Source organism: Mycobacterium sp. E342 (assembly GCF_001667665.1).
In the GTDB taxonomy this organism is placed as follows: Bacteria; Actinomycetota; Actinomycetes; order Mycobacteriales; family Mycobacteriaceae; genus Mycobacterium.
In genome coordinates, this window is record NZ_LZJM01000125.1 from 50,954 (window position 1) to 64,588 (window position 13,635).

Below are 13,635 nucleotides of genomic sequence, written 5' to 3' on the forward strand. Positions count from 1 at the left end.
AGATGGTAGTTACGGCGCGCTGACAGCAAGCACCGAGCCGGGCGGGGCCCATCCCGCGCCGGCTCGTCGGGCTCGGCGGCCCCGCTGGGTCGCGCCCGTGCGGCGGGCCGGTCGCCTGGCGATCTGGGATAAACCGGAGCGGCGCAGCGGAATTCCAGCGCTCGACGGGTTACGCGCGATAGCGGTCGCGCTGGTGCTGCTCGGCCACGGCGGCATCCCGGGTGTTGGCGGCGGATTCATCGGTGTCGACGTGTTCTTCGTGCTCAGCGGATTCCTGATCACCTCGCTGCTCCTGGACGAATTGGGCCGCACCGGGCGTATCGAGCTGGCCGGCTTCTGGATTCGCCGCGCGCGGCGGCTGCTGCCCGCCCTGGTGTTGATGGTGCTCACGGTAGCCGCGGCCCGCCAACTCCTGCCCGAGCGATCCCTCACCGGCCTGCGCGACGACGCGATCGCGGCGTTCGTGTGGATGGCCAACTGGCGGTTCGTCGCCCAGAAGACCGACTACTTCACGCAGGGTGCCCCGCCCTCGCCGCTGCAGCACACCTGGTCGCTCGGGGTGGAGGAGCAGTACTACTTCGTCTGGCCGGTGCTGCTGATCGCGGTGACGCTGCTGTTGGCCGCGCGGGCCAGGCGCCGCCTCACCCGCGCGACCGTCGGCGGCGTCCGGTTCGCGACGTTCGCGATCGCCACCGTCGGCGCCCTCGCGTCGGCCGCACTCGCCATGGTGATGGTGACCGACACCACCCGCGACCGCGTGTATTTCGGCACCGACACCCGCGCGCAGGCGCTGCTGACCGGCGCCGCGGCGGCGGCCCTGCTGGTTCGCGACTGGCCCTCGCTGAACCGGGGCTGGTGCCTGATCCGGACCCGGTGGGCCCGCCGCGTCGCGCGCGTGTTGCCGTTGGCCGGCCTGGCGGGGCTCGGCGTCGCGACCCACTACGCCACCGGCAGCAGCGGCGAGTTCCGCCACGGTCTGCTGATCGGGGTCGCGATCGCGTCCGTCGTCGTGGTGGCGCCGGTCGCCCTGGAGCAGCGCGGCGTGGCCGCCCGCATCCTGGCGGTGCCACCCCTGGTGTGGTTGGGCACCATCTCCTACGGCGTCTATCTGTGGCACTGGCCAATCTTTCTGGTGCTCAACGGCGAGCGCACCGGCTGGACCGGGCTGCCCCTGTTCGCCGCCCGGTGCGGCGCGACGGTGGTGCTGGCCGCGGCGTCGTGGTGGCTGATCGAGCAACCCATCCGGCGCTGGCGGCCGGCGCGGGTGCCGCTGCTGCCGCTGGCGGCGGCCACGGTGGCCAGCGCCGCCGCGGTGACCCTGCTGGTGGTTCCGGTGGGCACCGGGCCCGGCCTGCGTGAGGTCGGCCTGCCGCCGGGCGTCTCGGCGGTCGCCGCGGTGTCCCCGTCACCTCCGGGCGGCGGCCGCCCCGCCGGGCCCCGCGATCCCAACCGGCCCTTCACCGTTTCGGTGTTCGGCGATTCGATCGGGTGGACGTGGATGCACTACCTGCCGCCGACGCCGGGTTTCGCGTTCCTCGACCACACCGTGATCGGCTGCAGCCTGGTGCGCGGCACGCCGTACCGGTACATCGGCGAGACCCTCGAGCAGCGGCCGGCGTGCGACGGCTGGCCGATTCGGTGGTCGGCGCAGGTCAGCCAGGACCAGCCGGACGTCGCGCTGCTGATCATCGGCCGCTGGGAAACCGTCGACCGGGTGAACGAGGGGCAATGGACCCACATCGGTGATCCCACCTTCGATGCCTACCTCAACGGCGAGTTGGAGCGGGCGCTGAACATCGTGAGCGCCAACGGCGTTCGAGTGGTGGTGGCCACCGTCCCCTACAGCCGGGGCGGCGAGAAGCCGGACGGCCGGCTGTATCCCGAAGACCAACCGGACCGGGTCAATCTGTGGAACACCATGCTGCGCAAGACCGTTGCCCACCACCCGGGCGTGCAAATCCTCGACTTGAACAAAAAGCTCTGTCCGGACGGCGTTTACACCGCCAAGGTCGACGGCATCAAGGTGCGCAGCGACGGCGTCCACCTCACCCCCGAAGGGGTGAAGTGGTTGACGCCGTGGCTGGAGGAATCCCTGCGCTAAGCCTTAATCGCCGGTGCGGCAGCTGATCTCCATGCTGTCGCCCTCCCGGACTCCGAAGTTGAAGCTGACGTAGCCGTTCCCGGGATCGCGCACCCGGTCGAGATAGGGCTGCGTGTCGGCGGCGCTGGTGTTGTCGGCAACCACCAACGCCCCGGTCGACAGCCGCGGTTCGAGCAGCTCGAGCACCGGCAGATACAGGTCCTTCCAGCCGTCCAGCAAGACGAAGTCGACGGGCCCGTCCAGGCCCGCCAGCGTGGCCAGCGCATCCCCTTCGAGGACGGTGATCATGTCGTCCAGGCCGGTCTGCGCGAATGTCGTTTTCGCCGCGGCGATCTTGGCCTCGTTGAGCTCGGTCGTCACCACCCGGCCGGAGCCGTTGTCGCGCACCGCCGACGCCAGGTGCACGGCGGAGATGCCGAACGACATCCCGAACTCGACGACCGTCGCCGGGCGGGTCGCCCGCACCAGCGCGTACAGCAGCCGGCCCGCTTCGGGTGTGACCGGGATGTAGAACTCGCTCATGGCGTCGGCGCGTTCCTGCGCCGTCATCGGCCGGTCGAAATCGCCATGCCGCTGGCGCAACAGCGACATCTGGTTCTTCGCTTCGGTGTACATGCGGTCGAGGACGGATGCAACCTTCGGATCTTGCAGAGTATTGGCCATGCTGTCGAGGGTAGGGCGCGGGCGGCGCGCGAGCGGTCCCGCGCAGCTGATGATCGCGGTGAGCTGCCGCAACGGTTACGCGAATGAGTTTGACGCGCCCCGGGCCGGGGTGTACAAAGGGTTTCGCAAGCACCTCGGTAGGTGAGGCGTCTGCATGGACACAGGCCACTGACCCCGAACGTCGAGAGACGCCCCGGGTCAGGACAGCTCTTCCCGGACCCAAGGGTTGAGCCCAAGTGGCTTCTGGACGAAGTTCCGGATACGCCGTGCAGTGCCGAAGCTCCGACGAGAGGGGTGCGACCGGCGGCACGTCGCCGGCATTCGCCCTTCTCTCGTTCAGGTGACAGGTGATGACACCCGCGTGTGTCGCGGCCGTGAGGAGGTGAGGGCGAGATGAGTCCGGGCGATAGTCCCTATCCGAAATCCGTCTTGTCCCGATCCGGTTCCGGCATTCCTTCTGCCGCCTGAGCTTTCACGGACACTCGGTCATTCGTGCGCGTCGAGCGGCGCGCTCGTCCCCGCCGGGTGCCTCGAGCTGAGCCGATCGGAACTCCCGCAAGGAGAAGATCATGGCTTTTGTTGTCACACACCGTCTCACCGCTCGGACCGGGGGGCGGGGACGTTCGTGGCTGCGGTCGGCGCGGCTGTGGGCCACCAAGGTGCACGGGCGGACCGTCCTGACGCCCCAGGAGCGGGCAAACCTGTACGTGTCGCGGATGCCGATCGCGGTAGTCACCGCCTCGCTGGGCGGACACCCTTCGACCGGCGCCCACCGGTGACGGGTTCCCCGAGGACCCCATGACCGCAGTCTCATCCGAGGCCGTCGGCGCCGTCACCGCCGCCGCGCCAACGCATCCCGGCGCCGCCCACCCCGGCGACATCGTCGGGGCGTTCGGCCGTATCGGGCGTGACGGCGCCGGCGCATCCGGCGGTCGCTGGCGCCGCCTGCGCACGTTGCTGGTCATCAGCGGTCCCGGGTTGATCGTGATGGTGGGGGACAACGACGCCGGCGGCGTCGCGACCTACGCACAGGCCGGGCAGAACTACGGGATGGCGCTGCTGTGGACGCTGGCGCTGTTGATTCCGGTGCTCTACGTGAACCAGGAGATGGTGCTCCGACTCGGCGCGGTCACCCGAGTCGGCCACGCGCGGCTGATCTTCGAGCGCTTCGGCAGGTTCTGGGGCGCGTTCAGCGTCGGTGACCTGCTGATCCTGAACGCCTTAACCATAGTCACCGAATTCATCGGCGTCGCATTGGCGCTCGGGTTCCTGGGCTGCCCCAAGCTGATCGCGATCCCGGCCGCTGCCGTGCTGCTGTTCGCGGTGGTCGCCGGGGGGTCGTTCCGCCGCTGGGAGGGGCTGATGTTCCTGCTGATCGCGGTGAACGTGCTGGTCATCCCGATGGTGCTGCTGGTGCATCCGACGGCGAAAGGGATTGCCGGCGGCCTGATCCCGCGCTTCACGAGCGGTGTCAATTCCACCGTGCTGCTGTTGATCATCGCGATCGTGGGCACCACGGTGGCGCCCTGGCAACTGTTCTTCCAGCAGTCCAACGTGGTGGACAAGCGCATCACCGCTCGCTGGATGCCCTACGCCCGAGCGGATTTGGTGATCGGGATCGTCGTGGTAATGGTCGGGGCGACGGCGCTGATGGCCGTCACTGCATTCGGTCTGGCCGGCACGGCCGGAGCGGGCCACTTCACCGATGCCGGTGCGGTGGCGGCCGAACTGTCCCAACACCTCGGCGGCACGGTCGGGACGCTGTTCGCGATCATCCTGCTCGACGCCTCGCTGATCGGGGCGAACGCCATCGGGCTGGCGACCACCTATGCCATCGGCGACGCGATGGGCAGGCGGCACTCCCTGCACTGGAAGATCAGCGAGGCCCCGCTGTTCTACGGCGGCTACGCCCTGCTGCTCGCGGTGTCCGCCGCGGTTGCGTTCAGCCCCGACCACATCCTCGGTTTGGTGACTCAGGGTGTGCAGGCGCTCGCCGGTGTCCTGCTGCCTTCGGCAACGGTCTTCCTCGTGCTGCTGTGCAACGACCGGGCGTTGCTGGGTCCGTGGGCAAACAGCGTGCGGCAGAACATCGTTGCGTGGACGATCGTGTGGGCGTTGGTGCTGCTGTCGCTGGCGTTGACGGCGACCACGTTCTTCCCGGGCCTGCCGACCTCCACCATCGAGGCCGGCCTCGCCGTCGGCGCGGCCATCGGCGTCGGCGGTGGTGCCGCCGTGATCATCGCCGGCCGGCGGTATTCCGGGCTGCGTGACGCGGAAGCCGTCGTGCGGACGCTCGGGGGTGGCCTGGACCCCGAACAGGTCGACCAGCTCGATGACGCCCCGACACTCACGCGCGCCGAACGCCGCGCCATCCGCCGCCAGGACCGGATGGAGTGGCAGACCCCGAGCCTTGCCGGCCTGGCCCGCCCGGCCATGTCGCCGATTCGCCGGGCGGGGCTTTTCACCCTGCGGGCTTACCTGGTGCTGGCGGTCGCGTTGGTGGTCGTCAAGCTCGTGCAGGCCGGTGTCGTGGGCCCGGCCGCATCACTCTGAATCGTTGGGCAGCAGAACGATTTTGCCGCGGGTATGCCGCTTCTCCAGTTCCTCGTAGGCATCGGCGACCCGATCCAGCGGATAGGTGGCCGCGATTTCGAAATCGATGGCGCCGTCGACCACGAGCCGGGCCATTTCGGCGAGCACCTCCGGGGTCGACGCCTCAGCGCTGCCTTCGGTCTTTGCGCCGACCTCGCCGGCCTGCTGGAACGAGATGATGGTGTCGATCCGGTCGGGCGCGACGCCCAGGTCGACGGCGAGCTGCACGTAGCCGGGTCCGAAGAGGTCGATGAACGCGTCGATCCCGGTCGGTGCCGCCTCGCGCAGCCGTTCGGCCAGCCCGTCGCCATAGGGAATCGGGGTGACGCCGCGGGCGCGCAGCCAGTCGGCGTTGTCGGGTCCGGCGATGCCGAGCACCCGCGCCCTCCGCAGCACCAGAAGTTGCACGACGAGGCCGCCCACGCCACCCGCCGCCGCCGACACGGCGACCGTGTCCCCCGGCCGCGCTGCCACCGCCCGGACGGCTGCGTACGCGGTCACACCGACGACGTAGAGGGAGCCGGCGATCTCCCAGCTGAGCTGGGGCGGCTTGTGGATCAGCTGGCCGACCGGAACCGCGGCATGGGTGGCGTGGCTGGACCGGCGGAAGCTGAACCCCAAAACCTGGTCGCCCAAAGAGAATTCGGTAACCCCCGGGCCCACCGCGGTCACGATGCCGGCCAGGTCGCTGCCCTCACCGGACGGAAAGGTGGCGGGGAACCTCTCGTGTATGGCGCCCGAGCGGATGGCGGCCTCGCCGGGGTTGATCCCGGCGGCGCGGACCTCGACGACCACCTCGCCGGGTCCCGGGGTGGGCATGTCGACTTCGGCCACGTACAACACCTCGCGCCCCCCGTACCGGTCGAACCGTACGGCGCGCGCCGCCGCAGCTGCCATGTCGATCTCCTCCCGTCGCGGCTACAGCAGGCCGAGCAGTCTCAGGTCGAGAACGTACTTTTCGATCAAGTCCGCCGTCAGGTGCGGGATGTCGTTGTCCGCACCGAGTTTGGCCGCCCGGACCGCCCTACGGAAGACCTCGGTCGGGGCCGGGGCGCCGCGCAGCGGCTTCTCCGGCTTCCGGTAGGCGTCCAGCAAGGGCAGCGCCGAATGTTGGCGCTGCCGGTCGGGCAGGGCCCGCAGCGCGGTGCCGAACCGGCCGAGCCACTCGTCGTAATCGTCGATGCGCCGGATGTCGTGGCCCCGGGCGATCAGCCAATCCACGAACACGTCCAGGGAGACGCCGTCGTCGTGCGGGTTCATCACATCGTAGGAGCGAAACGTCTCGGTAGCCGCCGCATCCTCGGCGACGGTGGCGATCTGCTCGCCGAGCGCGGTCACCGCTTCGGCCACGAAATCGGCCGGCAGCCCGTCGTAGTGGGCGACCGCCCGGCCGCCGGTGTCGGTGGCCTGGTAGAAGGACGTCGGCGCGATGCCGGTGACCAGCAAGCTGAAGATCAAGCGGGTGAACGCATCCGGGACGTTGAGCTGGCCGGCGTAGCGGCTGTGGGCGAGGATCATGTCGGACCGGAAGACGGCGACGGGCAGCCCGCAAAGGTCGTGCGCCTCCCGCAGCAGCACTTCGCCGGCCCACTTGCTGTTGGCGTACCCGTTGGCGTAGGTGTCGTCGATCGGCCGCACCGGGTTGGACGAGCGGATGTCGCCGTCCTCGGTGAACTCTGCCACGGACATGGCCACCGCCACGGTCGACAGATAGCTTACCGGCTTGACACGTTCGGTGATCGCCAGGCGGATAACCTCCGCGGTGCCAACGACATTGGGACCGAACAATTGGTCGTAGGGCAGGACGTGGTTGACCAGCGCCGCCGGGTGCACGATCAGGTCCACGTTGCGGGCGAGGAAGTCCCATGCCGGGCGGTCCAGTCCCAGGCCGGGCTCACCGATGTCGCCGGCGAACACCTCGAGATGGTCGGCCGCCAGCTCGCGGAACCGCTCGAGCAGGCGGGGATCACCGCTGCGGTAGACGTCCTCCAGTCGCGTGGCGGCCGCCGCGGCATCCACGCCGCGGACGATGCAGACGAGCTTTCCACCCGTCTCCGCGAGGCGCTCCAGCCATTCCAGGCACAGGAAGCGGCCGAGGTAGCCGTTGGCGCCGGTCAACAGGACCGTGTGCGGCGTGCCCGCGGCACGCGGCAGGCGCGCCGCGGCGCCAAGGGTTTCGGCGTCGATGAATTTGTCCAGGGTCAGGTCGGCCGCGCGGACCTCGGTGGCGGTCCGCCCGTGCACCGTGGCGAAAGTCGGCCGGCGCGACCCCGACGTGCGCTCGGCCGCGACGTATTCCGCGAGCTGACCCAGGCTGGTCGCCGGGCCGGTGATCATTCCCACCGGGACCTCGACATCGAAGACGTCCTGCAGCAGGTTGGAGAAGGTCAAGGCCGACAGGGAATCTCCACCCAGTTCGATGAACAGCGCGGCCGGGTCCGGCCGGCCGCCCGCCAGGCCCAACAGCGCCTCGGCGGCGCTCACCAGCGTGTCGATCACCGGACGGTCGGCCGCGCCCTCGCGCAGCGCCCGCAGCTCGGTCGCCCGGTTGTCCGCCAGGTCCGCGTACAACTGCTCGAGCCGGTCGCCATAGTGCTCCTTGAGCTTTGGCCGCAGCAGCTTGCCCACTCCCGACAGCAGCCCGTTGTCCTCGCTGAACGGTTCGGATTCGACGAGGAAGTCGACCGGCACCTCATAGGACTGCAGCTCGGCGAGTTTCCCCGATTGGCGCAGTGATTCACCCAGCGCAGCCCTGAGCCCGTCCGCATCGTCGGCGAATCGTTCCAGCGCGTCGGCGGTCGGCACGATGACGGCCAACAGGTAAGGGCGTTCGCTGTTGCCGTAGACGAAGATCTGGCGGATCAGGGCCGCGCTGCTGAACACCGCCTCCAGGCGCGCGACGGCCACGAATTCGCCCTGGGCCAGCTTCAATACGTTGTTGCGCCGATCGACATAGGCCAGCCGGTCCGGCTCCAGCTCGGCCATCACGTCCCCGGTCCGGTAATAGCCCTGTGCGTCAAAGGCATTGGCGGTGACGTCCGGGCGCTTGAAGTATCCGGGCGTGGCGGTCAGCGACTTGACCAGCAGCTCACCCCGCGGAAAGGGCTTGTCCGTAAGGAAGTAGCCCAGCTCCGGAACGTCTACGAGCTTGTAGCCCAGCACCGGGGGCCGGGCGATCCTGCCGTCCTTGGTCACCATCCCGACCTCGGTCAAGCCATAGCCGTCGAGCACGTGCACGCCCAGGCAGGTCTCGACGAAACTCCGCATCTCGGCGGCCAGGGGCGCCGTGCCGCAGAAGGCGGTGACGATGCGTCCACCCAGCACCTGCTCGCGCAGCTCCGTCCGCGCCTCGGCGCCGGCGGACTCCGCGTCGGCTCCCCGGGAGACGCGCCGGTCGACGGCGCTCTGGTAACGCTGGTACAGCATTTCCGCGACCCGCGGTACCAGCCCCATCTCGGTGGGGCGCACCAGGTTCCAGTCTTCGAACAGCGTGGACAGGTCGCTCTCGGGAACGAAGTAACTGGTGCCGCCCGCTTGGAACGCGGTCGACAGCGGTATCCGGCCGCCGAGGTGATTGAGCGGCATGAAGTTGACGTTCAGCACGGGCGTGTCCGCGAACTCGGGCATCAGCTCGTTGGTCCACAGCTTGCACAGCATGCGCTCGGTGTACATGGCGCCCTTGGGCAGTCCGGTGCTGCCCGACGTGTACATGATCATGGCGAGGCGTTCGTCGGTGCCACCGCTGTACGCCGGCACGGGCGGCAGGGTTTGGCCGCGCCCGATCAGCTCGTCGAACGTCTCGATCGTCACCGTCATCCCCGCGGCGGACAGCTTCGCCCGCGCGCGCTCCAAAGCCTCGCGCTGATCGTCGATTTGGGGGGAGTAATCGAAAACCACCAAGCGCCGCAACGACGCGCTGCCCAGCGCCGCCTCGACGGCGAGGTCGAGGTAGCCCGCGCCCGCCGCGAGTACCCGCGGCTCGACCTCGGTGACGATCGGCTGCAACCGCGACGCCGCCGCGTTGTGCTGCAGCGGCACCGCCACCAGCCCGAGATACCCGCAGACCAGGTCGAGGGTCAGGTACTCGGCGCTGGCGAAACCGACTGTGGCGACGAAATCTCCGGGCGCCACCGGGTCGGCGGCGTCGCCGCGCCAGGCGCTGGCAATCGCCGCGACGTTGGCCCAGAGCTCGCGATAACTGAGAGTGTCGAACCGGGGCAGCAGCTGCGCCGTGGTGCGGCCGGTTGCGGGATCGGTGACCAGCGAGCGCGCCCGCCAGCCCAGCGCCGGCCGATCGGCATAGCCCTCGATGAAGGTCTGCAGGATCTGCGGGAGGCGAAGCCCCGGCTCGCGCGCCGCCTGTTGAACCGCGGTGTCCGGCTTGGTGGTGCGGAACTGTTCGTCGACGGCGTCGAGCCTGCGGATGCGATCGGCCACCCGTTCCCGCGCCGTACCGCTCGAACCCGCAAGGGCTGACTCTCGCTTCGCTTCACCCGTCATCGCCAGCCTCCCGCTTCGGATCCTCGTCTACCGAGAACTCACCGCCGCGGGCCAGTCTTCCGTTCAAACGTTGTGACCGTCGTCACACCGGCGTCGAATGCGCCGTATGCGCGGCGCGGGATCCGGCGTCAGGCGACGACCTGGATGGGATCGCCGACGTTCACCTGGTTGAAGTACCAGGCGGCGTTGTCGGGACTCAGGTTGATGCAACCATGACTCACGTTGGCGTAGCCCTGGGAGTCGACCGACCAGGGCGCCGAGTGCACATAGACGCCACTCCAGGTGACGCGCACGGCGTACTGGGCGGTGATCTTGTATCCCTCGGGCGAGCTGAGCGGGATCCCGATGGTCCGCGAGTCCATGACGACCGTGCGCTGCTTCTCCAGGGCGGTGAAATTGCCGATCGGCGTGGGCCGGCTGGGCTTGCCCATCGAGGCGGGCATGGTGCGCAGCACTTCGCCGTTACGGCTGACGGTGAACGTGTGCGCGGAGATGCTGGCGACACCGAGGAGCGCGTCTCCGGTGTCGAAGCCCGTCGTCAGGGCCTGAACACCGACCGACACGTGGGTGTGCGCGGGCCAGTACCGGTCGGGCACCCACTGCACGACGTTGTCCTCGACCCACTCGAAGTGTCCGGGCGTGTTGCTCGGCGAGGCGACGTGGATGGACCGCTCGACGGCGGCGCGATCGCCGACCGGCGCCGTGAACGTCACCACGACCGGATGCGCGACGCCCACCACCGCACCGTTAGCCGGCAAAACCGAGGCAACCGAGGGGGCGGGTTGCGGTGCGGGGATGGAAGCGTGGCTACGGCCGGTCGATCCGATGAGGCCGATCGCCGTGATCGCGACCATAACAGACAGATAACGAACACCTCGACGCATAGCGCCCGCCCTTCGAGATGGTGCGATTGACACAACCGTATTCTACCGGCTGTTCCTGCATTGCCACTTTCAGCAAACATTTGGCGATTCGCCGGGCAGCACGAACACGATCCGGTCATCGGCTCGCGGGACTGGCTGGCGAGCCGGGAAGACGTTAGCCTCAGCGAAACTCCCTGGGCCGAGGAGGTGCGGGTGCTCTTCCGACAGCTGGAGTATTTTGTTGCGGTCGCGCAGGAGCGCCACTTCGCCCGGGCCGCCGAAAAGTGCTTCGTGTCGCAGCCCGCGCTGTCCGCCGCGATCGCCAAGCTGGAGCGCGAACTGAACGTCACGCTGATCAACCGCGGGCACAGCTTCGAGGGCCTCACACCCGAAGGGGAGCGGTTGGTGGTGTGGGCCAGGCGGATTCTCGCCGAGCACGACGCCTTCAAGGCCGAGGTGCACGCGGTGCGCTCGGGCATCACCGGCATGCTGCGCCTCGGCACGGTGCCCACCGCCTCCACTACGGCCTCCTTGGTGCTCTCGGCGTTCTGCTCGGCGCACCCATTGGCGAAGGTGCACATCCTTTCCCGGCTGGCGGGCAGCGAACTGTACCGGCGGCTCCGCGAATTCGAACTGGACGCCGCGATCGTGCACGCGGCGCCCGACGAGGCGCACGACATGAACCTGGTGCCGCTGTACCAAGAGCACTACGTGCTGTTGTCGCCCGCGGACATGCTGGGATCCGCCGCGCCGACGATGACCTGGCCGGAGGCGGCGCAATTGCCACTGGCCTTGCTCAGCCCCGACATGCGGGATCGCCAGATCATCGACAAGGCCTTCGCCGACCACGCCATCGAAGTGACTCCGCAGGTCGAAACCGACTCCGTAGCCTCGTTATTAGCTCAGGTCGCCGCGGGAAATTGGGCGTGCATCGTCCCGCACACCTGGTTGTGGACGTCGCCGCTGGGACCGGAGGTCCGCGCGGTGGAGCTGGTGGATCCGCTGCTCAGGGCCGACATCGTCCTGGCCACCAATTCCGCCGGACCGGGATCACCGATCGCCCGGGCGCTCGCGGCCTCCGCCGAGGAGCTGTCGCTGAACGAGTTCTTCGACGCGCAGCTGTCGCGAATCACCCTCCGGCACTGACCTTTCCGGCCCCGACCGCGCTGGTCGGGTTCAGGTTCGCCAGATGCCCGCTTTCCACTCCCGCCGCGGGGTCGAGTTCGCAGTCGATGACCGACGGCATCCCGGAGCCGATCGCCTCGGACAGCGCCGACCGCAATTCCGCCGGGGTGGTGACGTGATATCCCTTGCCGCCGAAGGCTTGGGCGATCAGCTCATGACGCGCCCGGGCGTTCAATACGGTGGGGGCCGGATCGTGGCCGTTGGGGGATTCGTCGCCGCGGTAGACGCCGCCGTTGTTGAGGATGACCACGGTCACCGGAAGCCGGTAGCGGCAGATCGTCTCGACTTCCATGCCGCTGAAGCCGAATGCACTGTCACCCTCGACCGCGACGACAGGCCGGCCCGTTTCGACGGCGGCGGCGATGGCATAACCCATGCCGATGCCCATGACGCCCCAGGTTCCGGTGTCCAGCCGGTGCCGCGGCGCCTCCATACCGATGACGTTGCGGGCCAGGTCCAGCGCGTTGGCTCCCTCGTTGACCACATAGACGTCCGGATTATCTTGCAGCACAGCTCTAATCGCGGCGAGCGCGTTGTAGAAGCGCATGGGATGTGGGTCCTCGGTCAGGCGTTCGCGCATCTTGGCGTCGTTGCGGGCCGTGCGCTCGGCCAGCTCCGCGGCCCAGTCCGCGGGCACCGTGATCGGGTGGGCGGCGACGCGCTCGCGCAGCGCCGACATCACCGAGCCGATGTCGCCGACCAGGGGCGCCGCGATCGGCTGATTGCTGTCGAGTTCCGACGGCGCGATGTCGACCTGCACGAACTGGGTGTCGGCGGACCATTGAGGCGAATCTCCGTGGCCCAGCAGCCAGTTCAGCCGCGCGCCGACCAAAAGGACCACGTCCGCCCGGGCGATGGCCAGGGAGCGCGCGGCCGCCGCGGACTGCGGGTGGGAATCCGGCAACAGCCCCTTGGCCATCGACATCGGCAGGAACGGAATCCCGGTGGCCTCGACGAACTCGCGAATCACAGTGTCCGCCTGAGCGTATGCCGCGCCCTTACCGAGCACGATCAACGGCCGCCGCGCATGCGCCAGCAGCTGAAGTGCGCGTTCGACGGCATCGGGCGCCGGCAGCTGGCGTGGCGCCGGGTCGACGATCCGCCAGACCGTGTCCGCGGCCGCCGCGGCGTCCATCGCCTGCCCCAACACGTCACCGGGGATGTCGAGGTAGACGCCCCCGGGGCGGCCCGAGATCGCGGTGCGGACGGCGCGCGCGACACCGCGCCCGATGTCATCGATCCGGCTGATCCGATAGGCCGCCTTCGCGAACGGCCGTGCGGCGTTGAGCTGGTCGATGTCCTGGTAGTCGCCGCGCTGCAAATCGACCAGGGCCCGATTGCTGGACCCCGAGATCTGGATCATCGGGAAGCAGTTCGCGGTGGCGTTGGCCAGCGCGGGCAATCCGTTGAGGAACCCGGGTCCGGATGTCGTCAGGCAGACGCCCGGCCGGCGGGTCAGGAATCCGGCGGCGGCCGCGGCATTGCCGGCCGAGGCCTCGTGGCGGAAGCCGATGTAACGGATTCCCTTTGCCTGCGCGACGCGGGCCAGGTCGGTGATCGGGATGCCGACGATCCCGTACATGGTGTCGACGTCGTTGGCCTTGAGCGCCTCCACCACCAGATGGAAGCCGTCGATCAAACGCGTGGACGCGGTCATGGGGCGACTCCTCGTGTGGTTCCGCTGAAGTAAAGGCTCGGTCCTTACTCTGACGCGGCCACCCGACTGGTGTC

The 13,635-nt window shown here is 69.0% G+C and carries 9 protein-coding genes and 1 riboswitch; of the genes, 4 read left to right on the forward strand and 5 right to left on the reverse strand.

All coding sequences use genetic code 11. The annotated features are described in order from the left end of the window. Window positions 1-97: 97 nt before the first annotated feature. The gene (locus A5692_RS08005) at window positions 98-2,101 is read left to right on the forward strand and encodes an acyltransferase family protein (protein WP_068054374.1); all 2,004 of its coding nucleotides are present in this window, start codon (window positions 98-100) and stop codon (window positions 2,099-2,101) included. Window positions 2,102-2,104: 3 nt separating this feature from the next. On the opposite strand, the gene A5692_RS08010 is transcribed toward A5692_RS08005, so the two are convergent. Further along, a complete protein-coding gene (locus tag A5692_RS08010; RefSeq protein WP_068054505.1) occupies window positions 2,105-2,764 on the reverse strand; it encodes an O-methyltransferase in 660 nt (219 codons plus the stop codon). A gap of 126 nt (window positions 2,765-2,890) precedes the next feature. Continuing rightward, window positions 2,891-3,065, forward strand: a riboswitch (M-box (ykoK) riboswitch). Between the two features lie 268 nt (window positions 3,066-3,333). Between A5692_RS08010 and A5692_RS28120 the strand changes: the two genes are divergently transcribed. Beyond that, complete coding sequence (locus A5692_RS28120; RefSeq protein WP_082962457.1) at window positions 3,334-3,543, forward strand: hypothetical protein; 210 nt, start codon at window positions 3,334-3,336, stop codon at window positions 3,541-3,543. 19 nt (window positions 3,544-3,562) lie between these two features. Then, the gene (locus A5692_RS08015) at window positions 3,563-5,317 is read left to right on the forward strand and encodes an NRAMP family divalent metal transporter (RefSeq protein ID WP_068054377.1); all 1,755 of its coding nucleotides are present in this window, start codon (window positions 3,563-3,565) and stop codon (window positions 5,315-5,317) included. Here the strand turns inward: A5692_RS08015 and A5692_RS08020 are convergent. The 3 genes from A5692_RS08020 to A5692_RS08030 form a co-directional block, all read right to left on the reverse strand. Then, window positions 5,309-6,253: an NADP-dependent oxidoreductase gene (locus tag A5692_RS08020; RefSeq protein WP_068054381.1), complete on the reverse strand. Its 945-nt coding sequence runs from the start codon at window positions 6,251-6,253 to the stop codon at window positions 5,309-5,311. The genes A5692_RS08015 and A5692_RS08020 overlap by 9 nt on opposite strands. 21 nt (window positions 6,254-6,274) lie before the next feature. Further along, window positions 6,275-9,856 carry a carboxylic acid reductase gene (gene car, locus A5692_RS08025; protein ID WP_068054384.1) on the reverse strand — a complete coding sequence of 1,194 codons (3,582 nt, stop codon included), beginning with the start codon at window positions 9,854-9,856 and terminating at the stop codon, window positions 6,275-6,277. A gap of 128 nt (window positions 9,857-9,984) precedes the next feature. Beyond that, window positions 9,985-10,740, reverse strand: a complete 756-nt coding sequence (locus A5692_RS08030) for a L,D-transpeptidase family protein (RefSeq protein ID WP_068054387.1) — start codon at window positions 10,738-10,740, stop codon at window positions 9,985-9,987. A gap of 192 nt (window positions 10,741-10,932) precedes the next feature. On the opposite strand from A5692_RS08030, the gene A5692_RS08035 reads away from it, so the two are divergent. After that, window positions 10,933-11,865: a LysR family transcriptional regulator gene (locus tag A5692_RS08035; protein WP_068054508.1), complete on the forward strand. Its 933-nt coding sequence runs from the start codon at window positions 10,933-10,935 to the stop codon at window positions 11,863-11,865. Here the strand turns inward: A5692_RS08035 and oxc are convergent. Continuing rightward, window positions 11,849-13,561: an oxalyl-CoA decarboxylase gene (gene oxc / locus A5692_RS08040; RefSeq protein ID WP_068054390.1), complete on the reverse strand. Its 1,713-nt coding sequence runs from the start codon at window positions 13,559-13,561 to the stop codon at window positions 11,849-11,851. The two genes, A5692_RS08035 and oxc, sit on opposite strands and share 17 nt — an antisense overlap. Window positions 13,562-13,635 lie beyond the last annotated feature (74 nt).

Coding starts and splice junctions, on each gene's coding strand:
- A5692_RS08030 (WP_068054387.1), bottom strand. CDS start 10,740: ATGCGTCGAGGTGTTCGTTATCTGTCTGTTATGGTCGCGATCACGGCG.
- A5692_RS08015 (WP_068054377.1), top strand. CDS start 3,563: ATGACCGCAGTCTCATCCGAGGCCGTCGGCGCCGTCACCGCCGCCGCG.
- car (WP_068054384.1), bottom strand. CDS start 9,856: ATGACGGGTGAAGCGAAGCGAGAGTCAGCCCTTGCGGGTTCGAGCGGT.
- A5692_RS28120 (WP_082962457.1), top strand. CDS start 3,334: ATGGCTTTTGTTGTCACACACCGTCTCACCGCTCGGACCGGGGGGCGG.
- A5692_RS08010 (WP_068054505.1), bottom strand. CDS start 2,764: ATGGCCAATACTCTGCAAGATCCGAAGGTTGCATCCGTCCTCGACCGC.
- A5692_RS08020 (WP_068054381.1), bottom strand. CDS start 6,253: ATGGCAGCTGCGGCGGCGCGCGCCGTACGGTTCGACCGGTACGGGGGG.
- oxc (WP_068054390.1), bottom strand. CDS start 13,561: ATGACCGCGTCCACGCGTTTGATCGACGGCTTCCATCTGGTGGTGGAG.